Genomic DNA, 25271 nt, shown 5'->3' with positions numbered 1-25271 from the left:
GCGTGTGCTATGTTTTTTCATGGTGCTGCCCCCCGATTTTACGCATGTGAACACGTAAATTATGGCTCTGGCTTCGGCTAACCCTCGAGCGCGGGGGCAGCCCCTTTGTGGGGAGTCATAATGTCTATGAAGGGGAAGTGAGATGACTATTAAGCAGCAAGTCGACGACGCGACGTTTTTAGCAGAGAACGAAAGGCATCTAGGCGCTTTGACCAATTTAATGCTTGCTGTTGCTGCATCGTCCAGAAAAACCTTTCCCAAGGGCAAAACTAAGTCTCACGAAGATCCCCAAAAAGAGATGGGGGATCGCGAAGCATTCACCTTGTTTCTGGGCGGCCGGATAAGAAAGATTCTCTTTGGCGATTTCGGAGGGCCAGATGTTGGCAATAGCGGTATCAGCGTTAACTTTAAAGGTAGACAGCTCGATGTTGCTTATATTCTCTACAAATACTATCGGTGTGAGCTTATCCACGAAGGGGAGTTACCTGAAGATATAGAGTTTAGCCCTCCTGCGGATGATCAAAATCTAGGCGTCTCGAATGGCAATGTCAGCGTGTCGATCAGTGCAGGAGACACTATGAAGCTGGATTGTGGCTGGATAGATCTGCTAGTAAATGCCGTAACTTATGCGCGCTGCAATGGTGAGTTATTTGGTGTTCAGCATTTTGATTTAGTCACTGTTGATGGTGCTAATGAACAAGATCACTGCGACTCTATCGTCAACGAATATGGAATCACTCCTGGACGCTACGAAATACTTAAGGAAGCTACGCGGCACATTACTCCTACTAGTGTAGTTAGTGACGATGACGGATTGTTGATCCGGAAATTCAGCGAGCTTGTAGAAAAGAATATCATCAATGGCGGTGCTATAACGGGGCTTTCCTCCTACCAATTATCTGATCGGTCGGGAAAATTACTCCCAAAAGGGTTGGAAGTTATCAGAGATATCGGTAGGGCGTATAAATTAGTTCCCGCTTAATATCATAACAATACGCGTCACGCGGATGACCTTTACAGAGCGAAGCGGCGTAAAGGTCACCGGTGCGCTTTGCGTTAAATGCCTAAGAGAGCTATGAAGGAAGTCCATGAAGTTCTTGAGGAAGTAAAAGACGAAGAGTCATTTCTTGCTTTCGTCAAAGTCCTTATTGCAGACAGAGTTCCGCATGAAGGAAAGCCAACAGATGAAGCGTGCTTTACTGAAGGCTGGGCCAACAACACTATCGCGGATTTTTTAGAGTCTGCTGTTGCTTGGGCTGAAGTCTCTAATTTTGGTTTGAGGCAACGTGGAGAGCTAGCCGACAACAAATGGAAGCAGTTCGCAGTGTTTTTATACTGCGGGAAAATCTATGAATAGCCAACATTTAACAAGGCGAAGCAGCATCACTCCTTCGGGGCTGGACCTTGCTACGCTCGGCCGCTGTTGGCGGCGTTATTTTTCAAGGGGCACGGCATGAAATACGATGATGCTAGTTGGCATTACGGGGGAGATTTTCCGGCCGACTCACCGGAAGAATACGGCGGAGTACATATCGCTCTCTTTATGAAGTGGTGCTTTGCTCAAGGGTGGGTGGGAGAGCTTCATGTTGAAGAAGAGCCAGAGAATGTCGCAAAAGTCGTTTCCGGCGAGCTATCGGCTACAGAATTCTTCTTTAAGTATTGTGACGGCAAGCTGACCGACGAAGACTTTAACGAAGAAGGAAATCAGTATGCGTCAGAGTACTATGGAGATGATGGTCTCTATCTGAATGACTACGCCAAAAACTTTGGGAATTTGATGTATGTAGCGAACGAAGAGGCGCATGATTTTGCTGCTTTCTCCAAGATGATTGAGGCGCGGCGCAAGAGCGGCATACTCACGGAGGCCCAAGTAAAGAACACAAAGCCGTGGTGGAAGTTTTGGTGAAACATAACCAATCAATCAAGTTCGTTCCGGGCTTCGGCCTCCACCGGACGCCCCTTTCGGGCTGTCGCTTATTTCAGCGCTAGGCAGCAGGGACACCATGTCGTTTGTAGCAACGCAAGTCGCAGAATTTCAGAAGCTCGTCGGCCTTCGTGTTGTTGACTGGCATGGCGTTGAAATAGCGCTTCGAGAATGCGGGCCAGATGGCCTCCCAAGCTTCATGGAACCTTCAGTTCCGTTTTTGCAATTTTTAGTACTGCATGCACGGCTGGAGTTAGATGAACAGCTTGAGATCTCCACTTATCAAAATAACGATAACTGGGGCCTGATGTTGACCCGCCTGCCCAGTAGCTCAGGTTTTCGAGCCCACCATGAGGGAATTTTTCGAGCACGATCGCTCACAGAATTACCAAGTGGCTCAATTGATTCTGTGCAAGTGTTTAGAGATTTCGCGGGCGATATTGAACGCATCAATCTAGTTGTGGCAGGTTCGTTCTTGTCTTTGATAGCCGGCGAAGTTTACGAAAACCCAGATGGGTCGCTCCAAGTTCAGGTTGGTGGCGATGAGAGCGTATTGGTTCAAATAGGAGCCGGTGCCTAACCAGACGCCGCTGAATATTGGCGACATGGAAAAATAAGGAAGCTATGGAAAGCAGTTTCTCGCTATACCCCGCAAAAGGTCAGAAGGGTATTGATGGTGAATCGCTGATTGACGCGACTATCCACAATTCTTCGATACCGGTTCCTAAAGGTCCTGGCCAACGGTTTAAGGTTTCGAATATTGAATTAAGAAAATGTAGGCACTGGGCTTGCTTTGTCCATGGTGCTGAAATTCGAAACTCAACTTTCGAAAGTATTACCGGCGGAAAGGGAGTCCCCACCTACTTATGGTCCTGTCTGTATTCGCGTGTGACGATTAAAGGAAAAATCTCAGGAATACACTTCAATTGGCGACTTGACCCTGGTAATCCGTGTGTTGATGAAGCCTTTTTGAATGATGCAAAGGCCTTTTATGAAGATATTGATTGGGCGCTAGACATTTCAGAGGCGAGGTTTTCTACATTCCAAGCTCTGTTGGGCGTGCCGTCAGATAAAGTAATTAGGAACCCCGAATTACATTACGTGCTTTCGCGTGATTCTGCGACTGGTTCCACTGGAAAGCTACAGGAGTATGGTGTCTGGGCAGTCGTCGCGGAAGATTTGTTAGAATCGGGCCTGGGTGACACTGTTGTTGTCTTACCTTCATCCGGGAAGTCGGCGAAAGAAGACAAAGAGTTTGCAGAATCACTCAGGTCAAAGGGGTGGTTGGAGTAGGTGTAACGGATAACAATTCGCTGACGCTGCAGGACACCGCCAGCCCCAAAGTTCACCGCTATAACTGAGTAGTTGAGCCAAGATGGAAGTAAATTTAAAGATCTATAGAAATAAAATAGAGCTATCAATTGGCTCAGCGGTCGTTTCCGAAAACTCAAAAGAGGCATTCTCAACGCAAAGATTGTTGGTCGGAAATTTTGATGCGGCATGAGACTGTCTAGTGAGAGCCGAGATTTGACAGTGCGGGAATCGGATTACCTGTTGGCGCTGCGAGACTACTTGATCGCGCAAGGCCGTGATCAATTGGCCTCTATTAGAGAGTGGCTGATAAACGCTTGAGAGCGACCTCCAGCGGGATGCGGTGTGGTCATGAGAACGCCGGTCTTGGGACAAGACGGTCGATAAACGCAAGTCCGACATAACGGATGCCATACAGCACAGGGAAGGGATATTTTGTGCGTCAGAAGCTCACATTCTCGGACGTTCTCCACGATCGCCCGCAGCCATCCGGGATGGATGTTCTCTGCAAGCTGCAGCACTTCGCGATCATCACTTACGCTGTTGACCCGGCCCGCTTTTCCCGTCTGATCCCGGATCGGTTCCAGTTGGATACGGTCGACATCGACGGCCGGCCCAAAGCGCTTCTGTCGGTCGTTCCGTTTATCGACGTGGATTTCACCTCCGCGGTTTATCCGTTCCCCAAGTTCACCATGGGGCAAACCAACTACCGGATCTACATCATCGATACGGAAACGGGCGAACGCTGCGTCTGGTTCCTGGGGACGACGCTGGACTCCTGGACGCTGATGGTGCCGCGTCATGCGTGGAACCTGCCGTGGTACGACGGGCGCGTCCGTTTCGATTGCGAGTTCGATGACAGGGACGGTCTGTACCGGCGCTATGAGATGACGACGGAAGCTCAGTGGGCACCGGCGAGCGTCCGGCTCACCCAGGAGAAGGGCGACGCCTTTCAGCTCGAGGGTTTTCCCGACACCGAATCCGGGCTGGTGTATCTCACTCACCCGCTGGCCGGTTTCTATCATCGCCGGGACGGCAAACTGGGGACCTACCGGGTCTGGCACGACCGCTTGAACGTCCAGTCGGGCCGACTGTTGTCGGCGGATTTCGGGCTCCTGTCCCGCGAGGAACTGGTGACCCATGACGAACAACAGCAGCCGCACAGCGTTCTGATCGAACCGGTCAACGAGTTTACGATTTACCTGCCGCCCAAGGTTCTTGCGTAGGTTAGGGCGAAGACATTGTCTTGAGCGCGAAACTCGGCAGATGCCCTGTTAATCTCTCCATAAACACGTGATGAAGCGATTGCCCCGGGCTCAGGTGGGCTCGCTTGTTTCAGCCGTTTTATCCAACAAAAGGTACCGCTTTGCAGTTCGAACTGGACCCGTTCAACGGCGTTATCATCCAAACGGACGTCATCCCGGAGGACGCCGGCGCTTTTCATCAATCGCTTCAGGACATCGTCACGTTCGCCCGCCGCGAGGCCAAGAACATCGTCTGGCTGACCCTGTCGATTCGCCAGTCGCACCTTGTGGCGATGGCTACGGATCTGGGCTTTGTGTTCCACAACTGCCAGGAAGACGAGCTGACCCTGATCCTGAAGGCGCCCACGACCGAGTTCGTGCCCTTCATCCCCACCCACACCATCGGCGCCGGCGCGATCGTGACAAACGGAGCGGGTCAGATCCTGGTGATCCGGGAACAGGGCATGACCGGCTTCAAGCTGCCGGGCGGCCACGTGGAGCTGGGGGAGCGCATCGAGGAAGCGGTGGTGCGGGAAGTCTGGGAAGAAACCGGTGTGGAGGCCGACTTCCAGTCCATCGTCGGCTTCACCACGCGCCATCCCTTCCGCTTCGGCAAGTCGAATCTCTATTTCGTGTGCCGGCTGGCGCCGACGTCTGAAACAATCGATATTCAGGACACGGACGAGATCGCCGAGGCCCGCTGGGTCGACTGGCACACCTACATCGCCGACCCCACCCATTCCCCCTTCAACCGCCAGATGGTGGCGCAACTGAGCCAGGCGGACGGGCTCAAGCCGTTCGAGCCGAGCCACAATACCGGGCCGTTCCGCAAGCACGAGACGTTCTTTGCCGATGGCGAGTGAGTGTTGGTGTTGGGGGGAGGCTTCCTGTCTACCCAAAATGGGTAAGATTTTGCCCATTTTGGGTATCAGGTTTGATCGTGTTGCGTTAGCTCAATCACGGCCAGTCGGATCTCTTCGGCAACGGCCAACAGGCTGGCCACGGTTGCCTCGTCAACATCGATGATACCTTCGTACTCCGCAAGGTTGCGCTTCCGATGGGCCTGGTCGACGACGCGCCACTTGGTAGCCGCGAGATTGAGTGTGTGCTGCAGACATTGAAATACGAGGTATCGATTATCCGACCGATAACCCAAATGGCGCAACGCCGCCAGGGATAAGGCGTGGGCCGCGTTGTATGACAGGTCAAAGCGGCTTTCCAGGCTTAGAGATGACAGGTTGGCGTCTTTCAGCCGGGTGCTGCCAGACTGGATCAATCCTTGGACCTCGCCTGAATCGGCCGCTTCATGGTGAAGCTTGCCGGTTCTGACAAGGTTATCCAGTGCTTCTGTATTCATCGATGCTTCCTTTCAACAGTATATAGGGTCCATCCAGGACCTTCGTCAGAAACGGATTGTTGCTCGTCCTGCGCTTATCAAACTCTTCGTGCTTGTAGAGCGTGGGATTGATGGGACGGCCAAGGGCGGATTCAACCGGCTCCACAGCTGCGAAAACGTCTTCCAGGGTCAGCGAGTCCGAGACGAGCATGAGGTCGATGTCGCTGTCGGCGTGGTCTGTCTTGCGCGCCACCGAGCCATAGATCAGCGCGAGGCTGATTTGGTCGGCAATCGATTGGAGAGCGTCTGCAATGTGCTGTTCTGGCCCCAGTATCTTGCCAACCAGTGACGATAATTCCGAATAGATGGGTGAGTTCACGTTGGCCTGGTAGCGTTTCTGACGCCCCAGCGTTCTGGCCCTGACGAGCCCGCTATCGACGAGGCGCTCCAATTCCCGTTGGACCGCACCGGACCCGGCATTCGCCTGGTCGATCAGCTCGGCAATGGAGAAGCCCTTTCCCTGGCTGGCAAAAAAAAGGCGCAGCATTTTTTGGCGGGTTTTCGAAAACAAGGCATCCGCCAGGCTCGTTCTCGAAGACCGGGTGTCATGTGTTGGCATCGTCATAAACCTGTTATACCCAATATGGGTAATTTTATACCCATATTGGGTATCCATCAAAACACCACCGTTTCTTTCGCCATTCCTGTCATGAGTTAGCCAATGCCGTGTCTATAATGACCCCAGCCCAACGCTCTCTGCTTTACATCGCATAACCGGAATCGATCCATGACGCTCGCTTTCATTGCCGTAATCGCCGGATTGGCCCTGCTGGTCTGGAGTGCCGACCGCTTTGTCGACGGGGCTGCCGCCAGTGCCCGCCATTTCGGGATGCCGCCCTTGCTGATCGGCATGGTGGTGGTGGGCTTTGGCACCTCGGCGCCGGAGATGGTGGTGTCGGTGCTGGCGGCCAGTCAGGGCAATCCGGGCATCGCCCTGGGCAACGCTTACGGCTCCAACATCACCAACATCGCCCTGATCCTGGGCCTGACGGCGGTCATCGCGCCGATTGCGGTGCATTCGCAGATCCTGCGCAAGGAGCTGCCGCTACTGGCGCTTGTCACCGCCCTCGCCGCCTGGCAGCTCTGGGACGGCCGCGTGACGCGGTTTGAAGCCATCGTCCTGCTGGTGGTGTTCGCCGGCCTGATGGGCTGGACGATCGTTCAGGGTATGCGTCAGAAGGCCGATCCGCTGGGCGGCGAGATGGCGCAGGAACTGGATGCCCGTCCCATGCCGCTCAACCGCTCGCTGACCTGGCTGGTGGTGGGCCTGGTGCTGCTGATCGTCAGCTCCCGCATCCTGGTGTGGGGCGCGGTGGAGATCGCCAGCGGCTTCGGCGTCAGTGACCTGATCATCGGTTTGACGATTGTCGCCGTGGGCACGTCGCTGCCCGAGCTGGCCTCGTCCGTGATCGCCACCCGCAAGGGCGAGCACGACCTGGCGCTGGGCAACGTGCTGGGCTCGAACCTGTTCAATACGCTGGCGGTGGTGGGGCTGGCCGGCGTGATCCAGCCTATGAGCGTCGGGCCGGAGGTGTTCTGGCGCGACATCATGGTGATGTCCGCCCTTACCCTGTCGCTGTTCGTGATCGGCTACGGGTTCCGCGGCCCGGGGCGGATCAACCGGTTCGAAGGGGCGGTGCTGATGGTCGCGTACGGCGCCTACACCGCCTACCTCATTACCACGGCGTTCTAGCGGACACTCACTGAAGCGTGGCTGGCTTCGTCGGCTCGCCGGCGTCCGCCTACCGGGCCGGATGCACCTGCTGCGAGTCTTCCGGCGCCTGGGCGCGGTCGTGCATGCCGTAGTCCCGGATCACCCCGGCCACCCGCAGCCGATAATCGGCGAAGTAGCTTTGGCGACCCTTGTGCTGCGCGCCACGGTGCACATCGAGTTGCCGCCACTGCCGGATGGCGGCTTCGTCCCGCCAGAAGGAGAGCGACAGTAGCTTGCCCGGCTGGGTCAGGCTTTCGAAGCGCTCGATCGACAGGAATCCGTCGATGGTTTCCAGGTGGGCGCGCAGGGCGGCGGCGGTGTCGAGGTAGGCCTGCCGGTGCCCGGCGTGGGGTTCCACTTCAAAGATTACGGCAATCATGGGGCGTCTCCTTGCGGGTGGGCCGCCACGCCCAGGGTGCTGTCGACCGTCTCCACAAACGTACGTTCCTCCTTCAGGATGAAACGCTGTTCCTGGGCGAGGGTGAAGTTGGCGCGGCCTGCCTCGTCCGTTTTCAGGCGTCGCCGGTAGGTTTCGTAGTCGGCCAGACTGGCAAAGGCGATCAGGCCCCAGGCGACGTTGTTGGTGCCTTCGTGCGGCAGGAAGTAGCCCACCAGGTGGCCACCGCAGCGGGGAATGATCTGTCCCCAGTTTGCGGCATATTGCCGGAAGGCGTCGCTCTGGAACGGATCGATTTCATAGCGGATGATACAAGTGATACTCATGGACCGTTTCCCTGTGAGGTATTGGACAATGACGACGCTAGCACCCGACCACCGCCTGACGATTCGACCCGGATCGAACCATGGCTGAGGGACCGAACATCGTCCGTGTCGCGGCACTGATCGGTGACAACGCCCGGGCCGCGGCGCTTTCCACGTTGATGTCAGGCTGTGCGCTGACCGCCACCGAACTGGCCGACAACGCCGGCGTGACCCGCCAGACCATGAGCTCGCACCTGGCCAAGCTGCTTGGGGCCGGCCTGCTCCACGTCGTCCACCAGGGACGGCATCGCTACTATCGGCTGGCGGGTGCGGATGTGGCGCAGTTGCTGGAATCCCTGATGGGCATGACGGCCATCGCCGAGGACCAGCGTCCGCGGACCGGCCCCCGGGATCACGCCCTGCGCAAGGCGCGCATCTGTTACGACCACCTGGCCGGCGAGATGGGCGTCTATGCCTTCCACGGCATGCTGGAGAATGGTGTGCTGCGGGAGGGACGTGGCGGGCTTCGTCTGACCGATCACGGCCAGTTGTGGTTCCGGCAACTGGGGATCGACACCGACGCGTTGGCCCGCACAAAACGCACCTTCTGTCGCGCCTGTCTGGACTGGAGCGCGCGTCGGGATCATCTGGCCGGTGCGCTGGGCGCGGCCTTCCTCGACCGGATCGAAGCCCTGGGCTGGGCGCGCCGCCTGGAAAACTCCCGGGTGATTGTCTTCAGCGATTCCGGGGAGCGTTCCCTGCGGAACCTGATGGGCGGGGAAGATCGCGAACCCGAGCCGCCCATCCGCTGTGTGCGCTGAGTCGGATACCGGTTTCGCCATCGCCGCTGCGGAGCTATAACCGTTATTGGGTGCCCGGAAGTGCAGACCGCGCCGTGTCGCGGACCCGTACGCGGTCCGGGCGATGCGGTGATGCAAAGGAGGCCATCATGCCCCTGCTCAAGCGACTGCCCCGTCCCGTTGGGCTGCTGGCCGTCCTGTTATTGGCGCTCGTGCTGGTGATCGGCTGCGCGGCCCTGCCGTCGCTGGAAAACCGCGAGCCGTCGTGGGCGCTGCCGCAGGACCAGGCGCGGGAGACGCGCATCGGTCGCAGCGCGAGCGAGCCGCTGGCGGCGCATCCGGGGCTTGCGGGCATCCATCCTCTGCCCAACGCCCGGGAGGCGTTTGCCACTCGCGTGTTGATGGCGCAAATGGCGGATCGGACGCTGGACGTGCAGTACTACATCTGGCGGGCGGACACCACCGGGCTGCTCCTGCTGGATGCCCTGATCCAGGCGGCGGATCGTGGGGTGCGCGTGCGGCTGCTGCTGGACGACATGAATACGGCGGGTATGGACCCGCTGCTGCGCGCCGCTGATGCCCACCCCAATCTGGATCTGCGCCTGTTCAATCCGTTCGTGGTGCGCTCGGCCCGCTGGATGGGGTTCGTGTCCGACTTCTCGCGGCTGAACCGGCGCATGCACAACAAGTCTTTTACCGCCGATAACCTGATCTCGGTGGTCGGCGGGCGCAACGTGGGCGACGAGTACTTCGGCGCCACCGAGGACGTGCTGTTCAGCGACCTGGATGTGATGGTCGCGGGGGAGGTGGTTTCGGAAGTGTCCTCGGATTTCGACCGTTACTGGGGCAGTGCCTCGTCTTACCCGGCCGAACTGATCCTCGGCGCAGCGTCGCAAGTGGATCGCGACCATCTGGATGACGCCATACGAGGGGTGCGCCAGACTGAGCGGGCCCGGGACTATCTGCGCGCCGTCGAACGCTCCGATTTCGTGCAAGAGGTCCGGGAGAGTGATCTTCAACTGGAGTGGGCCCGGACGCGCGTCTTCAGCGATGCGCCGGGCAAAGGGTTGGGCTACGTGGAAGAGGACGGCCTGCTGTCGAGCCAGTTGTCGGAGACGATCGGGCCCGTAAATCGGCAGTTCAACCTGGTATCGCCCTATTTCATACCGACCGAGACCGGTGTTGCCGCGCTGCGCCGCATGACCGAACGCGGTATCCGGGTGCGGGTGCTGACCAACTCTCTCAGCGCGACCGACGTCGCCATTGTCCACTCGGGCTATGCGCGCTACCGGGAGGATCTGCTGGAAGCGGGCATCGAACTGTACGAGATGAAACCGTTGCCCGAGCACGCCGAGATGGCCAGGACCATCGACTCCGTGGGCGCTTCGGCCACGAGCCTGCATGCCAAGACCTTCGAAGTGGACGGCAACTGGGTATTTGTGGGCTCCTACAACTTCGACCCGCGCTCCAATGACCTGAATACCGAGCTGGGCTTTTTGATCGAAAGCCCCAACCTGGCCCGCCAGCTGGTCGCGACGTTCGATGAAACCGTGCCCAAGCTGGCCTACCGCGTCCGCCTGGACGACGACGGCGACCTCTACTGGACCAGCGAAACCGACGATGGCACCGAACGCTGGGACACCGAGCCCGGCACCGGCTGGTTCAAGCGGTTCAGCGTGGGGTTTTTCTCGCTGTTGCCGATTGAGGGGTTGTTGTAGGCGGGGAGGCGAAGACGCTGCTCCCGATCATGCGGCGTTGAACTCGCCTTGTTCGCGAATCCAGGCAGGATGTCCATCGATCGCCGATACACTCCGCTCTTTCATCCGACTCCTGCCTCCCTACTGCCCGTGGCGATGCTGAAAGCCGTCGGCTAATGCGCCCGCTTGATGAAATCGGTTATCGTTATCATCTTGCTGCTTGATGTTGATATGTTATAACATCCGTCGCCTGTTTTCTGTCGGATGGAGCCTCACACATCGATGTCTGGACGATTTGCTACGGATAGGCCGTTTTGGCGCTGCCTGTTGGGGATGATCGGCCTCTGCCTGCTGGCCGGCTGTTCCCCCAACCAGGACCCGGACCAGCTCACCCTGGGCGGGCCCTTCGAATTCACCAGCCAGGATCCGTCCCGGGATGGCTACGTCTACACCCGCATGCAGGTGGCGGAAACCCTGCTCGATGTGGACGACCAGGGCAACTTCCTGCCGGGCCTCGCCACGGACTGGCACGCCAGTGACGACGGCCTGACCTGGACCCTCACGCTGCGCGATGGGGTGCGCTTCCATGACGGTACGCCGATGGACGCCGCCGCCGTGGTCAACGCCCTGCGCATGGCGCGTCTCAAGCCCGGCGTGATCGCCAAGGCGCCCATCGAAGGAATCGAGGAAGCGGGCCCGAGCACGGTGACCGTCACGCTCGCCCGCCCCTACGCGCTGCTTCCGGCCGTGCTGGCGCATTTCTCCGCCGCGATCCTGTCTCCGGCGTCCTTCCACGGTGAGGGTCAGGTGGACTGGATGTACGGCACCGGGCCCTACCAGATCCGATCCTTCGAGCCGCCCCACAGCCTGGTAGTTGAGCGCTTCGACGACTACTGGGGCGAGCCGGCCCACATCGAGAGCGCCGCCTACCTCACCGGCCACCGCGCCGAGAGCCGGGCGCTGCAGGTGATGGCGGGTCAGACCGACATTATCTACACCCTGGACCCGGCCAGCCTCGACCTGCTCACCCGGCACGAAGACGTGGCTGTTCACTCCGACACCATTCCGCGCACCATCCAGATCAAGCTCAACGCCAGCCACCCGTTCATGGCCGAGCGCGACGCCCGGCGGGCGATGAGCCTGGCGCTGGACCGCGCCAGTCTGGTGCGCCAGGTGATGCGCGTGCCGGACTCCCAGGCCAACCAGCTGGCGCCCCCGGCGATGGCCGACTGGCACCGGGACGACCTGCCCGAGCTGGCGCACGATCCGGAACAGGCGCGGCAACTGCTGACGGGGCTGGGATGGACGCCCGGCGACGACGGCATCCTGCAGCGCGACGGCGAGCGCTTCGAGCTGGAGATGATCACCTACGCCGACCGGCCGGAGCTGATGGTGATTGCCACGGTGGTGCAGGCCCAGTGGCGGGACGTGGGCATCGATCTGTCGGTCCAGGTGGTCAATGCCAGTGCGATTCCGCGCAAGCATCTGGACGGCAGCCTGGAGACGGCGGTGGTGGCCCGTAACTACGGCAACATAGCCGATCCCCTCGGTGTATTCCTCGCCGATTACGGCGACGGCGGCAGCGGCGAATGGGGTGCCATGGGCTGGCACAACGATGACGTGCCGGCGTTGCTGAAGGCCATGCAGGCCACCACCGATCCGGCGGTCTATCGCCGGGACGCCCAGCGGGTGTCCGCCATTCTCGCCGCCGAGATGCCGGTGATTCCCCTGGCCTACTACACCCAGCAAACCGCGGTGTCCGACCGGGTGCTCGACTTCAGTTTCGATCCCTACGAGCGCAATTACCGTCTGTCCGAGATGAGGTTCCAGGAACAATGATCGCGATTCTGCTCAAACGGCTCGGGCAGGCGGCCTTCGTGGCCTGGGCCGTGGGTACTGTCAGCTTTCTGATGATGCGGATGATGTCCAGCGACATGGCCTTCCGCATCGCCGCCGGCCGCTACGGCTACGACAACGTGGACTCAGCCGCCGCCCGGGCGGTCAGCGAGGAACTGGGGCTGGACCGCTCGGCCTGGGAGCTCTACCTGGAGTGGCTGCGGGATCTGCTGCACTTCAATCTGGGGGACTCCCTGGTCAGCGGCCTGCCGGTGGCGCACGAGGTGGGCCATTTCCTGGGCCACAGCCTGTTCCTGGCGTTCGTCGCCCTGGTGCTGGCGGCCCTGCTGGCGCTGCCGGTGGGCATTTACTCGGCGGTCCGCGCCCACGGCTGGTTCGACCGGCTGGCGCTGTTCGCCTCCACCATCCTGCGGGCGCAGCCGGTGTTCGTCATCGGCCTGATCCTGCTGCTGGTGTTCGCCCTGGAGCTGAAGCTGCTGCCGGTGGCAGGCTTCTACGACCTGCGCTTCGTGGTATTGCCGGCGGTGGCGCTGGCACTCGCCCTGGCGGCGGTGTCCAACCGCGTGGTGCGTCACAGCGCCTTCGACGTGATCCATTCCGCGTTTTTCCGCTTCGCGCGGGTCAAGGGCCTGAGCTATGGCCAGACCTTTGCCCGCCATGGCCTGCGCAATATGGCGGTGCCGGTGATCGCGTTCATGGGCATCCAGCTGGTCAGCCTGATCGAGGGCATCGTGATGATCGAGTCCCTGTTCTCCTGGCCCGGCATCGGCCACGGCCTGGCCCACGCCATCTTTTCCCGGGATGTCCCCATGATCCAGGGCGCCGCGCTGGCCATGGGGCTCATCTTCGTGGGGCTGAACCTGGTGATCGACATCGCCTGCTACGTTATTGATCCGCGCGGGAGGGCACAGGCATGAATGGAGCGCAAGACGCCGTGAGCGAGACGGGTTCAACCATGAGCGGGGCCCGCCTGGCCTCGAATGGCAGCCGGACGTCCGTGCGCCGTGTGTGGGCCCACCTGGCCACCGGCCAGAAAACCGGCGCCCTCATGATTGGCGCGCTGATCCTGTTCGCCTTGCTGGAGGCACTGCTGCACCCGGCTGACCCGGCGTTGCAGAACCTGGACAACACCTTCGCCGCCCCCAGTTGGGGCGAACCGCTGGGCACCGACCAGTTCGGCCGCAGCATGTTGGCGCGCATGGGCGAGGCGGTGCGGATCTCCATGTTCCTGGGGCTGCTGTGTACCCTGTCCTCCGCGCTGGTGGGCGTGGGCCTCGGCGTGCTGGCGGGTTGGCGCCAGGGCGCGGCGGATCGCCTGGTGTCCTTCTTCGTCAACATCCTGCTGGCGCTGCCGGGGCTGGTGCTGATCCTGCTGATGGCGGCGCTGGCGCCGGGATCGCTGACCATGCTCTACGTGGCCATCTCGCTGGTGCTCTGGGTGGAGTATTTCCGGGTGGTGCGGGCGGTGACCCGCACGGCGGTGGCCTCGCCCCAGATGCAGGCGTCGCGCATGCTCGGCTTTGGCACGCTGTATTGCTTCAAGCGCCACGTGTGGCCGGCCATCGTCACGCCGGTGCTGACCCTGGCGGCGTTCGGCGCGGCCAACTCGATCCTGGCGTTGGCGGCGGTGGGCTTCGTCTACGTCGGCCTGCAACCACCGACGGCGGAACTGGGCCTGATGATGGTGGAGCTGTTCCCCTACTACAGTGACGCGCCCTGGGTATTGGCCCAGCCGGTGCTGGCCGTCTTCCTGATGATCTTCGCCTTCAACCTGCTGGCCGGGAGGGCCCGTCGATGACCGCGCTGTTCGAGCTAGAGAACCTGACCGTGCGCGCCGCCGACGCGGTGCTGGTGGACGACCTGTCCCTGCAGCTGCATCCCGGCGAGCGCCTGACCATTCTTGGCGAGACCGGCGCCGGCAAGAGCGTGCTGGCCCAGGCCATTATGGGGCTGCTGCCGTCCGCCTTGCGCCAGAGCGGGCGGGTCACGGTGGACGGCCAGGACCTGTCCGGCCTGAGCGCCAGGGCTCTGCACCGACTCTGGGGCCGCACCCTGACCATGCTGCCCCAGGAACCCTGGCATTCGCTGGACCCGCTGATGCGTGGCCGCCAGCAAGTGGCAGAGGTACACGAATGCGTCGCCGGCGAGGCCGAGGAAGCCGCCGCAGCGCTGGCGGACAAGGATCTGGCCGGTGTGGGCCTGGCCGACGATGGCGCCAAGTACCCGTTCGAACTGTCCGGCGGCATGGCCCAGCGGGTCGCCTTCTGCGCCGCCACCGCCGGCGGGGCCCGGCTGCTGCTGGCGGACGAGCCCACCAAGGGATTGGACGCCACCCAGCGCGACAACCTGGCGGCCCTACTCAACGAGCACGCCGACAGCGGTGGTGCGGTGCTGACCATCACTCACGACATCGACGTGGCCCGGCAACTGGGCGGGCGGATGATCGTCATGCGTCAGGGGCAGGTGGTGGAGACCGGCGACGCGGACGCGGTGTTGCGTGCGCCGCAATCGGACTACGCCCGTGAGCTGATGGCGGCATCGCCTCGACACTGGCCGGAGTCGGCCCCGCCGGCGGGCGATCGGGCCGCCGGCGAACCGGTTATCCGCGCCCGGGGGCTGTCCAGGCAGCGTGGCGGCCGGCAGCTGTTCGAGGGGCTGGACCTGGACGTGCGCGCCGGTGACGTCGTGGGCGTTGTCGGCGACAGCGGCTGCGGCAAGAGCACCCTGGGCGACACCCTGCTGGGCCTGCTCCCGCCGGATGCCGGTGAGGTGCTGCGGGTGCCGGGCATCGCCGCCCACCGCTACCAGAAGCTGTTCCAGGACCCGCCCGCCGCGTTCGCACCCGGCGTGCCCCTGGGCGTGCTGTTCGACGACCTGATCGCCCTGCACCGGCTCGATGCCAGTCGCCTGCCGCCGCTGATGGAACGCCTGCGCCTGCGACCGGAACTGCTGCAGCGCCCCGCGTCCGAAGTGTCCGGCGGTGAGTTGCAGCGCCTGGCCATCGCCCGCGCCATGCTGCTGGACCCGGTGTTCCTGTTCGCCGACGAGCCGGTATCCCGCCTCGACCCGATCACCTCGAAGGAGATCATCGAGCTGCTGTGTGAACTGGCCCGCGAGCACGACTGCGCGGTGCTGCTGGTCAGTCACGATGCCGATGTGGTGGACAGGGTCTGCCATCGCGTGTTGCGCTTTTAGCCGGATCGTTCAGAATCGGACGTTTCCGGGCCTGCAGCCCGGCCAACGACAGGGGAACGTCATGAGCGATCTGAAAGCGGTCGAGATCAAGGCTTTCGTCCCGGCCCGGGACTTCGAGCTGTCCAAGCGCTTCTACACGGATTTCGGGTTCACCATGGCGTCGGATACCGGCGGCGTCGCCTACTTCCATGTGGGCGAGTGCAGCTTCCTGCTCCAGGACTTCTACGATCGGGCGCTGGCGGAAAACCTGATGATGCACCTGCTGGTGGAAGACGTGCAGGCCTGGCGCCAGGGGGTCGGAGACAGCGATCTCGCCGGCCGCTATGGCGTCACGGTGGGCGACGTGACCGAACAGCCCTGGGGCATGCTCGATTTCGTCGTGTCCGACCCCAGCGGCGTGCTCTGGCGGGTTGCCCAGAACCTCTGATCCATCGGCTGTACAGGGACGCGCCATGCACTATCGACCCATGACCCTCGACGACTACGACGGTGCCCTCCGGCTCTGGCAGGAAATGGCCGGCGTGCGGCTGCGCGATGCGGACTCGCGTGACGGCATCGGCCGTTACCTCCGGCGCAATCCCGGGCTCAGCATCGTGGCACTGGACGGGGACCGCATCGTCGGCACCGTCATGGCCGGCCACGATGGCAAGCGCGGGTACATCCAGCATCTGGCGGTGTCGGAAGCGTATCGCCGTCAGGGCATCGCCACTCGGCTGGTGGCGGATTGCCTGGCCGCACTGAAACGCGAGGGCATCCTCAAGTCCCATGTCATGATCCTGCAGGACAACGAGCGCGGCCAGGCTTTCTGGAGCCGTCTGGGCTGGCAGCGGCGTGATGATGTGGCGCTGTATTCGTTTATCAACGGTGGCAGCGACAACTCGTGAGCCATGTGGGCGGCGGCCAGGAAGGGCCCACGCCGGGATTCGGCGCGGGCCGGAGCAGCGGCTAGATCTGATTCGAGTCGAACAGGTAGCGCTTCCGCGCGTACGCGGTGTCCACATCCTCGGGAAAGTCGTGCTGTGATGTCACCACGACCGTTACGTCGGGTTCCAGACGGGTTTCCCGGCTGGCCGGGCCGGCGGCGGTGTCGCCCATCGTGTCGTGGATGACTTCGATCTCGGCCGGCGCTGTGTAGGCGTGCGGCTCGGTGCGGGTTTCGTTACCCGGGTCGGCCCTGTCCTCCGCCAGGGCCAGGCCCGCCGTGAACATCAGCAGGCCGGAGCCCAGCAGTGACCGGGTTGCGTATCGCTTCATGACTGGATCCTCCATCGTTGCCAGGGGTGTCGCTCCCGACGGGAATGCGCTTCCGGAGCGATGAGTATTGGACAGCGGGCAACGGCGGGGATTGCGCGGCAGATATTAAAGGTTGATCATGATTTGATCACAAAAGCATCACCTGGATGGCCGCGATCAAATAACGGACGCTCCGTTCGGTACATCGCTTGGCTCATGTCGACGATTGCGGTTGTTCATGACATTTCGCTATGGTTTCGCGTTCGAAACTGACGCAATCAGGACATGGCCGCCGGCCGCAGAGAGGGACATCCGATGATCGCACGATTCTGGAGAGGCTGGACGAGCCATGCCAACGCCGACCGCTACGAGAGGCTGTTCCGGGATACGGTGCTGCCCCGGGTGACTGACGGCGTGACCGGCCTGAAAGGCACCAATCTGCTGCGCCAGGATGCCGGCCGCGAAGTGGAATTCACCACCATCTTCTGGTTCGACTCGCTGGCCGACGTGAAGACGTTCGCCGGCGACCACTTCCTTGAAGCCGTGGTGCCGGGCGAGGTCCAGGCGCTGATGTGCCGTTTCGAGCACTGGGTGCAACACCACAACGTGGTGCTGTAAGAAACCTCTGATCGAGCCCTGGATCGCCGCTGTGCGTTCCTGAGTCGCCCTAGCCCAGCAATGGTGGCAGCAGCACGCCTTGCCAAAGGGCATCGCGGTAACGCTCGCGGAACCAGCCCAGGTGACCGATGCGTTGTTCGCCGACAGCCTGCGGCGCAATGTGTTGCAGGTCGACGGCGGTGCCGCGAAAGAACCCGTGTAAGGATTCCACGTTGCGCCGGGACATCATCTCGTCGTCGGTAAACGCCACACCCGTGATGGGCACACGGACGCCCGCGAATTGATCCGCCATGGCCGCCCCTTCGGCCCCCACCGCGTAATCCGGATTCAGGCACCAGCGGCGCCACTGGCGCATCACGTTGGGCGGCAGATCCCCCACCATGTTCAGACGGGTACCCGGGAAATACCCCAACGTTGCGACCAGCGCCGGCCCCAGGCCGTACCAGAGCAGCCAGGCCACCCGCTTCGTCGGCGGTGAGTTCTCACGCCAGTAGCCGCTGCCGCAGGCGACCGTCACGGCCCGTTCCAGCTGGTTGATGTTGGGTGTCATGCCCAGCAGCTGGCCGCCGACACTGTGCCCGACCCAGCGCAGGTCGGCGTCCGGATAGCGCGCCCGGGCGAATTCGATCAGGGCGTGAGCGTCGAATCGGCCCCAGTCGATGATGTCCGTGGGACAGTCCCGCAGGTGCCCATCCAGCGAGGCGCCGGTGCCGAAATAGTCAAAGGTGATCGCGGTCGCGCCGTTGGCCTGCAGGAAGCGGGCGAACTTCTCGTAGCAGTGTTGGCCCACGCCCATGGCGCCGGCGACGATGACCACGGCGCGCGGGTGCGGCGCCTCGAACAGGCGCAGCGTGATGTGCCGGTTGTCGCCGGTCTCGAGTCGCATCTCCAGGCGTTCGCCCGGTTGTGGCATCTGGGTGTGGGCGCTCATCGGGTGTCCCTCGCTGTTCGTGTGGTTGTGGGTTGTTTCAGCCCGCTCAGAACTCGTTCACCAGTCGATTCAGGAAGCGCAGGATGACCTGCATTTCCGCGTCGCTGAAACCGTCGCTCAGGGCGTCGTTGAACTGGCGGACCAGCGGCCGGGCGGCGTCGATCCGGCTGCGGCCGAGTTCCGTCAGGTACAGCCGGGTGGCGCGTTTGTCCTGCTCGCAGGGGCGCCGCTCGATCAGGCCGTTCTGCGCCATGCGGCCGGTCAGCCCGGTCAGGGCCGAGTTGTTCAGGTGCAGGCCGTGGGCAACCTCCTTGAGTAGGCAGCCTTCGTTTTCCCCGATCAGGAACAGCGCGCCCAGTTGGGTGACGGAAATGCCCAGGGCCGACTCGGTCCGCTGGTCGGCGACGTTGTAGACCCGCTGGCGGGCCATGTTGAGCAGGTAGAACAGGCGTTGATCCATGGGCAATCTCAATTTATTCCGTATGTGAAATAAAATAATCCACATGTGGACTAAATGGCAAGCCCATGACTACGGGCATGGCGAGGGACAGCGAATGGAAAGGGCTGGGCATGGAGAGCGCCGGGAATGACGACGATCCGGGAAAAGGGACTACGCTGGAAGGCAGGACGGTTACGCAAACAGGAGAGCGAGACCATGGCCCTGACCCGCGGTTACCGGCAACTGGTGGACGATGCCCAGGCGCGCATCCGCACCCTGACGCTTGCGGAGGCCGCCGAGCGGCTGGCGGATGCGGACACCGTGTTCGTCGACATCCGCGACGTGCGCGAGCTGCAGCGGGAAGGCCGCATCCCCGACGCCCTCCACGCCCCGCGCGGCATGCTGGAGTTCTGGGTGGACCCGGACAGCCCCTATTTCAAACCGGTGTTCGGCTCGGGCAAGACGTTCGTGCTGTTCTGCCAGTCCGGCTGGCGCTCCAGCCTGGCCACCGCCACGCTGCAGGACATGGGGCTGGCGCCGGTGTGTCATATCGACGGCGGCTTCGCGGCGTGGAAGGCCGCCGGGTTGCCGGTGGCGGCGTATTCGCGATCATCCCGGGCGTAGCGGCGATGTCGCGGACGAATGGCGTGGTGGGCGCGCGCCGAAGGTCACTTCACGCTGTCGAGGATCTCCCCCAGGAACGGCTTGTGGGCATCGATCTCGTCCCGACTCAGTCCGTTCATCTCGTAGGGAAATACCAGCCAGTCTTCGGACTGGTGCAGGCAGAAGTCCGGTTCCCGGCCGATGCGTCCGGCGCTGGGGCGCTGGTACAGGGTGGCGATGCGGGTGTCGGTGGGCATGTTGCGCTTGAGCTGCCCTTCCAGGCGCTGTAGCACGGCGGCGATGCTATAGCCGGTGCTGAAGACGTCGTCGACAATCAACAGGCGGTCGTCGCGGTTGAGGTTGTCCAGCAGATAGTGAGTGCCGTGGACGCGGATGTTCTCTTCCGGCGCGGACACCATGGCGTCGTAATCGTGCATGCCGCGGTAGGACGTGCGCAGGGCAATGTGATCGGTCTCCACCCCAAGTGTCTGCAGGCACTCCTGCACGTAGATGCCGATGGCGCTGCCGCCGCGCCACAGGCCGACGATGAAGTTGGGCCGGAAGCCGCTCTCGAACACCTTGACCCCGAGTCGGAAGGCGTCCTCGATCAGCGCCGACTCCTGCAGGAAGCGGCGGGGGCGTTCGGGGCGGTTCGAGGCGGTGTTGTTGTCAGTCATGGTATCGGGTTATCCACAGGCGTGTCGGGTTTGCCGGAGCGATCCGTTTGATGGGATCATGGCGATCTTCACTAAACAGTAACGGTGCCATGGCAGACAAACAATACATCAGCGCGCAGGGCTTGCTGGAGGATTCCTTTCGGCTGGGGGCCCAGATCCTCAATTCCGGCTTCCGCCCGACGTTCATGATTGCGGTCTGGCGCGGCGGCGCGCCGATTGGCATCGCGGTGCAGGAGTTCCTCGATTTCCACGGTGTGGAAACCGACCACATCGCCATTCGCACCTCGTCCTACCACGGCATCGACCAGCAGAGTAAGACGGTGCGCGTGCACGGCCTGAACTACCTGGTCAAGCACGTCACCCACGAAGACTCGTTGCTGATTGTCGACGACGTGTTCGACACCGGCCGCTCGGTGGAGGCGATCATCGCCGAGTTGCGCCAGCGGGCGCGCCTCAACACGCCCCACGATATCCGCGTCGCGGTGCCCTACTACAAGCCCGATCGCAACGAGGTGGGCTGGGCGCCGCAGTATGTTGTCCATGAGACCGACGCCTGGCTCAAGTACCCGCACTCCCTGGAAGGCCTGTCGGCGGACGAGATCGCCCGCAACCGGCCCGAACTGTACGAAATCCTGGCACCGCACCTGCCGGCTGCGGAGTAGGCGCGCGCGCTCTCAGGCGCAGAGCGTCATGCGCCCGCGGTTTCGGCGTCCCGGCTCTTGGCGAGTTTGTGCTCGTCTTCGCTGACGCCAATTTTCCAGTAGCTGGAGACGTACAGGCTCCGGCGCCCCACCTCTTTTTCCTGTTTGAAGTGCTTGCGCAGGTTGCGCATGCTGGTGAACTCGCAGGCGGCCCAGACCGACGGCTCGCCGTCCAGCCACGCCAGTTGGCGCACGCGGTTCAGCAGCGTCTGGCCATCGGCATCCGGCGTGGGATTGACCACCCAGTGCAGCTCGACGTTTTCGGGATGGTCCAGTTCCTGGATGTCGGCCTCGTCCACCACTTCGATCACCGCGTAGCCACGGGCATCGGCGGGCATCAGTTCGAGGTTGACGCTCATCGCCGGCAGCGCGGTCATGTCGCCGGCCAACAGGAACCAGTCCGCTTCCGGATCGACCAGCTTGCGGGCGCCCGGGCCGCCGATCAGGATGCGGTCGCCGGGTTGGGCGGCTTGCGCCCAGCTTGAGGCGGGGCCTTCGGTGTCGTGGACCATGAAGTCCACGTCGATTTCGTCAGCGCGCTGATGGCGGATAGTGTAGGTGCGCATCATGGGGCGTTGACCTTCCCCTCGGGGAAACACCAGCTTGATGTAGGCGCTGGCCTGGTCGGTGGGGAACTGGGCCATGTTGTCGCCGCCCAGCGTGACCCGCAGCATGTGCGGGGTGACGGGCGTGGTGCGGATGACTTCAAGTTCGCGCGGTGCCGGTTTAGGCATGAATCGGGTCTCCTTTTACGGATTCGGGGCCGGTGTCGCTGTCATCGTCTCTCTCATCATTAGGGTCACCGTCACTCGCGCCTGCACCGATCGTGGCCAGGTTGTCTGCCATGGTGTTGGCGAGGTGAACGAAGGCGTCGATGTCGGCCGGGTCCAGATCACGGGTCATCTTTTCGGTCGTCTGGATTTCCAGGGCGTGGAGCCGGGCAATAATGGCTTCGCCGCGAGTGGTCGGGCGCAGCAGCTGGCTGCGGCCGTCTTCCGGGTGAGCGTCCTTGCGGATCAGCTCCTCGGCCAGCAGCTCCTTCAGGACGCGGGTGATCTGGGCCTTGTCGCGGAGCATACGCTGGGCAATGACCTGGGCGGTACAGTCCGGGTTTTTCCAGATCACTTTGAGCACCCGGATGTGAGTCATCGGCAACGGCAGGTCCGCGTCCTGGACGGCGCGGCGCATTTCCGACTTGAACCCGTGCATCAGGCGATGCATGGGCTCGCTGATCGAGGTCAGGGACATCGGCGTCTCCATGTGGTTGATACTGTCAACGATAATGATGATGGTTGACAGTGTCAATCAGTGACGCCGTAAGGAATTGCCCGGATCAAAAGCCCCGCCAGGCGGTGGTCGGCGGGGCGTGTGGCGTCAGACGTGCAGGGTGCCGGGATCCTCGTCCTCGTCTTCGTCGATGGATTCGATGCTCAGTTCCATCGGGCCGGCGCTACGGGCTTGCGGCTTGGTCTCGGCCGGCGCCGCCACGCTCTCGCCGCTGGCCAGCTTGATGCGCAGGCGCAGGTTGTTGGGGGAGTCGGCGTTGGCGATGGCGTCGTCCAGGCTGATGCGGTTGTCCATGTAGAGCTTGAACAGCGCGGCGTCGAAGGTCTGCATGCCCAGGTTTTCCGACTTCTCCATGATCTCCTTGATCTCGGGCAGGCGGTTCTTGAGGATCAGCTCCTGGATGGTCTTGGTGCCCAGCAGGACTTCCACGGCCGCGCAGCGCTTGCCGTCCACGGTGGGGATCAGGCGCTGCGAGACAAAGCCACGGATGTTCTGGGCCAGACTCATCAATAGCGCCGGGCGTTTCTCGTCCGGGAACAGGTTGATGATCCGCTCCAGCGCCTGGTTGGCGTTGTTGGCGTGCAGGGTGGAGATGGCCAGGTGGCCGGTTTCGGCGAATTCCAGGGCGTGTTCCATGGTCTCGCGGTCGCGGATCTCGCCGATCAGGATCACATCCGGCGCCTGGCGCAGGGTGTTCTTCAGGGCATTGCGGAAGCTGCGGGTGTCCACGCCCACCTCGCGCTGGTTGACGATGGATTTCTTGTGCTTGTGCACGTACTCCACCGGGTCTTCGATGGTAATGATGTGGCCGCCGACAGACGAATTGCGCAGGTCGATCAGCGACGCCAGCGACGTGGACTTGCCCGAGCCGGTGCCGCCCACGAACAGGATCAGCCCGCGCTTCTCCATTACCAGGTCTTTCAGCACTTCCGGCAGGCCCAGGTTGTCGAACTGCGGGATTTCGGTGTTGATGTTCCGGGCGACGATGGCGACTTCGTTGCGCTGCTTGAAGACGTTGACCCGGAACCGGCCCACGCCGGGAATGGAGACGGCCAGGTTCATTTCCAGCTCGCTGGAGAAGGTTTCTTTCTGCTCGGAGTCCATCAGCTCCATGGCGATGGCTTCCACCTGGCCGGCGCTCAGGGACTGCTGTGAGAGCGGCTTGAGCTTGCCCTGGAACTTGGCGCTGGGCGGCGCGCCGGTGCTCAGGTAGAGGTCGGAACCGTCATGCTTGGCGAGAACGTTGAGGTACTTGTCGATGGGCGTGGCCACGGCGAATGTCCTTTCTGTGAGCGCGCGCCGGGGCGGTTGTCGCCGGCGGCGCAGAAATCGGTTTTCCAGGACTTTCGAGTATTGGCAGGAGGCTGTCGCGGTACAAGACACCCTTTGTAACGGTCGGTGCCGTCACGTATCCCGGCGGCGCACCGGGATACGTGACCGTATGGTGGGTTATTGGCGGTATACGGCCTGAATGGCGCTGAACTGGATGGGAACCACCATGTTGCCGCCGTACATCCGCCGCTGCAGCTTCAGACGCTGGCCTTCGACGCCCTGAATCCGGCCTTCGACCGTTTCGCCGCTGGTCAGGGTGATGCGCACGGACTGGTTCCTGTGGTCATCGAGCGTGTTCAGCGGCAACGGTTTGGGCGTGTTGTCCGCCGCCGGCTGCCGGGTCGCCGTCGTGGCCTCGGTGACGGCCGGCTCGCTCGTTTGCGGGGCGGCCTGCGCGGTGGCGCTGTCGTCTTTGTCCGGTAGCGCCGCCTTGGTGATCTGGAAGGGCTTCAGGTTGCCGTCCACACCGACTTTGGGGTTGAGGCGGCCGCTGAGGTAGTCCGGATCCTGGCTGAGATTCCGGTCCGCCGAAGTCAGGGGCGGGTAAGGCTCAATGGAAAGCGTCAGTGTGCTGCCCGGGTTCTCGAAGTAGGTCTTGTAGGTCTGCCTGAGGGAATCGCTGGGCGCCATGCCATACTCGGCCCACACCGTCTCCCAGGCTTGCAGGTGATGCGTGCGGAAGGCGGCCAGGTCCATATCGGTTCTTTCGGCACAGACTTCCTGGCTGCGCATGTTGAATCCGTTATCGTCTACAGTGACCTTGGCGGACTTGAGCGCCGCCCCCATGGCTGCGGCGCCCAATGCTGTACTGCCCTCAAGGCTACTCCCCGGGTCGATGGCAAGATTCAGTTGAAGGTTAGTCTGGTCGCGGAAGTCGGCACCCAGAGTGAAGGCCAGGCTGTCCCGGGAATCGTTGAGCTGATAGGCGAGTGTCAGGTCGATGACGTCCTGCTGATACCCCATATCCAGCTGTTCGGAAGCACTGAACGTCTGTTCGGATCCGCAACCGGCCAGGCTCAGGCGGGACGGGAAGCTTTGCTCGCCCTTTTGCGCCAGCATCTGGCGATACAGGGGGCCATCCAGATCGATCGTAATGCCTTCCAACCGCAGCGCCAGGTGGTCCGGCACCTCGCCGTCACGAAGCTTCTGTTTCAGGTTATAGAGCACCCAGGGGTTGCCGGTTTCCAGTGCAACCCGGTCGATATGGACCTGGTCGGAAATCGCATGGGGATAGAAATCGATCTGGTTGACGGCCACGCTGCCGTCCGGCGAGACGGACACGCCCTCGTAAGTCAGACGACCGTAGAGGCTGGCCATCTGCACGGCCTTGTCCATCTGGTCTTCGACCCGGCTGGTGATCTGATGATGGGCGAAAAAGGCGCCGCCGGCTAAGACGACAATGAGGGCGAGCAGAATCCGTTTCATGAAAGTCCCTGGGTGTTATGTCCATGGCACAACGCTGACTCAACGTCGATGGCGAACCGCCGTCCGGGGGGAGAACCGGGCACGTTGATGCGAGTATGGACAAACATTAACGGTTATCCATGTAACGTTAAATATTGCAAATGTAAGGGAATTCACTTTCGGCTGAATGGGCTCCCGACGGGGGC

Annotated in this window: 31 protein-coding genes; 19 read left to right on the top strand and 12 right to left on the bottom strand. The window is 61.9% G+C overall.

The window, feature by feature from the left end; all coding sequences use genetic code 11:
* Window positions 1–142: 142 nt before the first annotated feature.
* The 7 genes from DKK67_RS14795 (at window position 143) to DKK67_RS14775 (ending at window position 5342) form a co-directional block, all read left to right on the top strand.
* Window positions 143–982: a hypothetical protein gene (locus DKK67_RS14795; protein ID WP_111497256.1), complete on the top strand. Its 840-nt coding sequence runs from the start codon at window positions 143–145 to the stop codon at window positions 980–982.
* Between the two features lie 93 nt (window positions 983–1075).
* On the top strand, window positions 1076–1357 hold the full coding sequence (locus DKK67_RS14790) for a DUF7660 family protein (protein ID WP_111497255.1): 282 nt from the start codon (window positions 1076–1078) through the stop codon (window positions 1355–1357).
* A gap of 96 nt (window positions 1358–1453) precedes the next feature.
* Window positions 1454–1906 (top strand): DUF7832 domain-containing protein, encoded by a 453-nt coding sequence (locus tag DKK67_RS14785; protein ID WP_111497285.1) that lies wholly within the window; start codon window positions 1454–1456, stop codon window positions 1904–1906.
* A 97-nt stretch (window positions 1907–2003) separates the two neighbouring features.
* Entirely contained in the window at window positions 2004–2504 is a 501-nt protein-coding gene (locus tag DKK67_RS21630) for a hypothetical protein (protein ID WP_162628850.1), read from the top strand.
* A gap of 44 nt (window positions 2505–2548) precedes the next feature.
* A complete protein-coding gene (locus tag DKK67_RS21625) occupies window positions 2549–3217 on the top strand; it encodes a hypothetical protein (RefSeq protein ID WP_162628849.1) in 669 nt (222 codons plus the stop codon).
* 455 nt (window positions 3218–3672) lie between these two features.
* Complete coding sequence (locus DKK67_RS14780) at window positions 3673–4461, top strand: DUF2071 domain-containing protein (RefSeq protein WP_228160654.1); 789 nt, start codon at window positions 3673–3675, stop codon at window positions 4459–4461.
* 140 nt (window positions 4462–4601) lie between these two features.
* Window positions 4602–5342: an NUDIX hydrolase gene (locus tag DKK67_RS14775; protein ID WP_111497253.1), complete on the top strand. Its 741-nt coding sequence runs from the start codon at window positions 4602–4604 to the stop codon at window positions 5340–5342.
* A gap of 65 nt (window positions 5343–5407) precedes the next feature.
* On the opposite strand, the gene DKK67_RS14770 is transcribed toward DKK67_RS14775, so the two are convergent.
* Together DKK67_RS14770 and DKK67_RS14765 are read right to left on the bottom strand one after the other, a co-directional pair.
* Entirely contained in the window at window positions 5408–5836 is a 429-nt protein-coding gene (locus DKK67_RS14770) for a hypothetical protein (RefSeq protein ID WP_165857225.1), read from the bottom strand.
* Window positions 5814–6491 carry a nucleotidyltransferase domain-containing protein gene (locus DKK67_RS14765; protein WP_228160653.1) on the bottom strand — a complete coding sequence of 226 codons (678 nt, stop codon included), beginning with the start codon at window positions 6489–6491 and terminating at the stop codon, window positions 5814–5816. Before DKK67_RS14765 ends, DKK67_RS14770 begins: the two co-directional genes overlap by 23 nt.
* Window positions 6492–6602: 111 nt before the next feature.
* Here DKK67_RS14765 and DKK67_RS14760 point away from each other — a divergent pair, with 111 nt between their 5' ends.
* Window positions 6603–7568: a calcium/sodium antiporter gene (locus DKK67_RS14760; RefSeq protein WP_111497252.1), complete on the top strand. Its 966-nt coding sequence runs from the start codon at window positions 6603–6605 to the stop codon at window positions 7566–7568.
* 49 nt (window positions 7569–7617) lie between these two features.
* Here the strand turns inward: DKK67_RS14760 and DKK67_RS14755 are convergent, their stop codons facing one another.
* Both DKK67_RS14755 and DKK67_RS14750 read right to left on the bottom strand, forming a co-directional pair.
* Window positions 7618–7968: an antibiotic biosynthesis monooxygenase family protein gene (locus DKK67_RS14755; protein WP_111497251.1), complete on the bottom strand. Its 351-nt coding sequence runs from the start codon at window positions 7966–7968 to the stop codon at window positions 7618–7620.
* Entirely contained in the window at window positions 7965–8312 is a 348-nt protein-coding gene (locus DKK67_RS14750; protein ID WP_111497250.1) for an NIPSNAP family protein, read from the bottom strand. The genes DKK67_RS14755 and DKK67_RS14750 overlap by 4 nt, the downstream gene beginning before the upstream one ends.
* A gap of 80 nt (window positions 8313–8392) precedes the next feature.
* Here DKK67_RS14750 and DKK67_RS14745 point away from each other — a divergent pair, with 80 nt between their 5' ends.
* From DKK67_RS14745 to DKK67_RS14710, 8 genes are all read left to right on the top strand, one after another.
* Window positions 8393–9112: an ArsR/SmtB family transcription factor gene (locus tag DKK67_RS14745; protein ID WP_111497249.1), complete on the top strand. Its 720-nt coding sequence runs from the start codon at window positions 8393–8395 to the stop codon at window positions 9110–9112.
* A gap of 128 nt (window positions 9113–9240) precedes the next feature.
* On the top strand, window positions 9241–10809 hold the full coding sequence (locus tag DKK67_RS14740; protein ID WP_228160652.1) for a phospholipase D family protein: 1569 nt from the start codon (window positions 9241–9243) through the stop codon (window positions 10807–10809).
* 261 nt (window positions 10810–11070) lie between these two features.
* Window positions 11071–12627 carry an ABC transporter substrate-binding protein gene (locus DKK67_RS14735; RefSeq protein ID WP_204355832.1) on the top strand — a complete coding sequence of 519 codons (1557 nt, stop codon included), beginning with the start codon at window positions 11071–11073 and terminating at the stop codon, window positions 12625–12627.
* Window positions 12624–13562: an ABC transporter permease gene (locus tag DKK67_RS14730; RefSeq protein WP_111497247.1), complete on the top strand. Its 939-nt coding sequence runs from the start codon at window positions 12624–12626 to the stop codon at window positions 13560–13562. The genes DKK67_RS14735 and DKK67_RS14730 overlap by 4 nt, the downstream gene beginning before the upstream one ends.
* Window positions 13559–14443: an ABC transporter permease gene (locus tag DKK67_RS14725; RefSeq protein ID WP_228160651.1), complete on the top strand. Its 885-nt coding sequence runs from the start codon at window positions 13559–13561 to the stop codon at window positions 14441–14443. The genes DKK67_RS14730 and DKK67_RS14725 overlap by 4 nt, the downstream gene beginning before the upstream one ends.
* Window positions 14440–15840, top strand: coding sequence for an ABC transporter ATP-binding protein (locus tag DKK67_RS14720; RefSeq protein ID WP_111497245.1), 1401 nt, complete (start codon window positions 14440–14442; stop codon window positions 15838–15840). Before DKK67_RS14725 ends, DKK67_RS14720 begins: the two co-directional genes overlap by 4 nt.
* 61 nt (window positions 15841–15901) lie before the next feature.
* Window positions 15902–16267, top strand: coding sequence for a VOC family protein (locus tag DKK67_RS14715; RefSeq protein WP_111497244.1), 366 nt, complete (start codon window positions 15902–15904; stop codon window positions 16265–16267).
* 25 nt (window positions 16268–16292) lie between these two features.
* Window positions 16293–16724, top strand: coding sequence for a GNAT family N-acetyltransferase (locus DKK67_RS14710; protein WP_111497243.1), 432 nt, complete (start codon window positions 16293–16295; stop codon window positions 16722–16724).
* A gap of 61 nt (window positions 16725–16785) precedes the next feature.
* Here DKK67_RS14710 and DKK67_RS14705 read toward each other — a convergent pair whose 3' ends face one another.
* Window positions 16786–17094 (bottom strand): hypothetical protein, encoded by a 309-nt coding sequence (locus DKK67_RS14705; RefSeq protein WP_111497242.1) that lies wholly within the window; start codon window positions 17092–17094, stop codon window positions 16786–16788.
* A gap of 294 nt (window positions 17095–17388) precedes the next feature.
* Here DKK67_RS14705 and DKK67_RS14700 point away from each other — a divergent pair, with 294 nt between their 5' ends.
* Entirely contained in the window at window positions 17389–17691 is a 303-nt protein-coding gene (locus DKK67_RS14700; RefSeq protein ID WP_111497241.1) for an antibiotic biosynthesis monooxygenase, read from the top strand.
* Window positions 17692–17740: 49 nt separating this feature from the next.
* Here the strand turns inward: DKK67_RS14700 and DKK67_RS14695 are convergent, their stop codons facing one another.
* Entirely contained in the window at window positions 17741–18622 is an 882-nt protein-coding gene (locus DKK67_RS14695; protein ID WP_111497240.1) for an alpha/beta hydrolase family protein, read from the bottom strand.
* A gap of 46 nt (window positions 18623–18668) precedes the next feature.
* Window positions 18669–19082, bottom strand: a complete 414-nt coding sequence (locus tag DKK67_RS14690; protein WP_111497239.1) for a MarR family winged helix-turn-helix transcriptional regulator — start codon at window positions 19080–19082, stop codon at window positions 18669–18671.
* Window positions 19083–19277: 195 nt separating this feature from the next.
* Between DKK67_RS14690 and DKK67_RS14685 the strand changes: the two genes are divergently transcribed.
* A complete protein-coding gene (locus DKK67_RS14685; protein WP_111497238.1) occupies window positions 19278–19685 on the top strand; it encodes a rhodanese-like domain-containing protein in 408 nt (135 codons plus the stop codon).
* Window positions 19686–19729: 44 nt separating this feature from the next.
* Here the strand turns inward: DKK67_RS14685 and DKK67_RS14680 are convergent, their stop codons facing one another.
* Window positions 19730–20341, bottom strand: coding sequence for a phosphoribosyltransferase (locus DKK67_RS14680; protein WP_111497237.1), 612 nt, complete (start codon window positions 20339–20341; stop codon window positions 19730–19732).
* A gap of 89 nt (window positions 20342–20430) precedes the next feature.
* Between DKK67_RS14680 and DKK67_RS14675 the strand changes: the two genes are divergently transcribed.
* On the top strand, window positions 20431–21003 hold the full coding sequence (locus DKK67_RS14675) for a phosphoribosyltransferase (RefSeq protein ID WP_111497236.1): 573 nt from the start codon (window positions 20431–20433) through the stop codon (window positions 21001–21003).
* A 26-nt stretch (window positions 21004–21029) separates the two neighbouring features.
* Here DKK67_RS14675 and DKK67_RS14670 read toward each other — a convergent pair whose 3' ends face one another.
* The 4 genes from DKK67_RS14670 to DKK67_RS14655 form a co-directional block, all read right to left on the bottom strand.
* Window positions 21030–21776: a siderophore-interacting protein gene (locus DKK67_RS14670; RefSeq protein ID WP_111497235.1), complete on the bottom strand. Its 747-nt coding sequence runs from the start codon at window positions 21774–21776 to the stop codon at window positions 21030–21032.
* The gene (locus tag DKK67_RS14665) at window positions 21769–22347 is read right to left on the bottom strand and encodes a MarR family winged helix-turn-helix transcriptional regulator (RefSeq protein WP_228160650.1); all 579 of its coding nucleotides are present in this window, start codon (window positions 22345–22347) and stop codon (window positions 21769–21771) included. Before DKK67_RS14665 ends, DKK67_RS14670 begins: the two co-directional genes overlap by 8 nt.
* 69 nt (window positions 22348–22416) lie before the next feature.
* Window positions 22417–23601, bottom strand: coding sequence for a PilT/PilU family type 4a pilus ATPase (locus tag DKK67_RS14660; protein ID WP_111497234.1), 1185 nt, complete (start codon window positions 23599–23601; stop codon window positions 22417–22419).
* A 177-nt stretch (window positions 23602–23778) separates the two neighbouring features.
* A complete protein-coding gene (locus tag DKK67_RS14655; protein WP_111497233.1) occupies window positions 23779–25086 on the bottom strand; it encodes a hypothetical protein in 1308 nt (435 codons plus the stop codon).
* Between the last annotated feature and the right edge of the window lie 185 nt (window positions 25087–25271).

The sequence above is a fragment of the Marinobacter bohaiensis genome (genome assembly GCF_003258515.1).
Taxonomy (GTDB): domain Bacteria; phylum Pseudomonadota; class Gammaproteobacteria; order Pseudomonadales; family Oleiphilaceae; genus Marinobacter_A; species Marinobacter_A bohaiensis.
The sequence above is the reverse complement of the archived record's forward strand: the minus strand, read 5'-3'. Positions and strand labels throughout refer to the sequence as shown.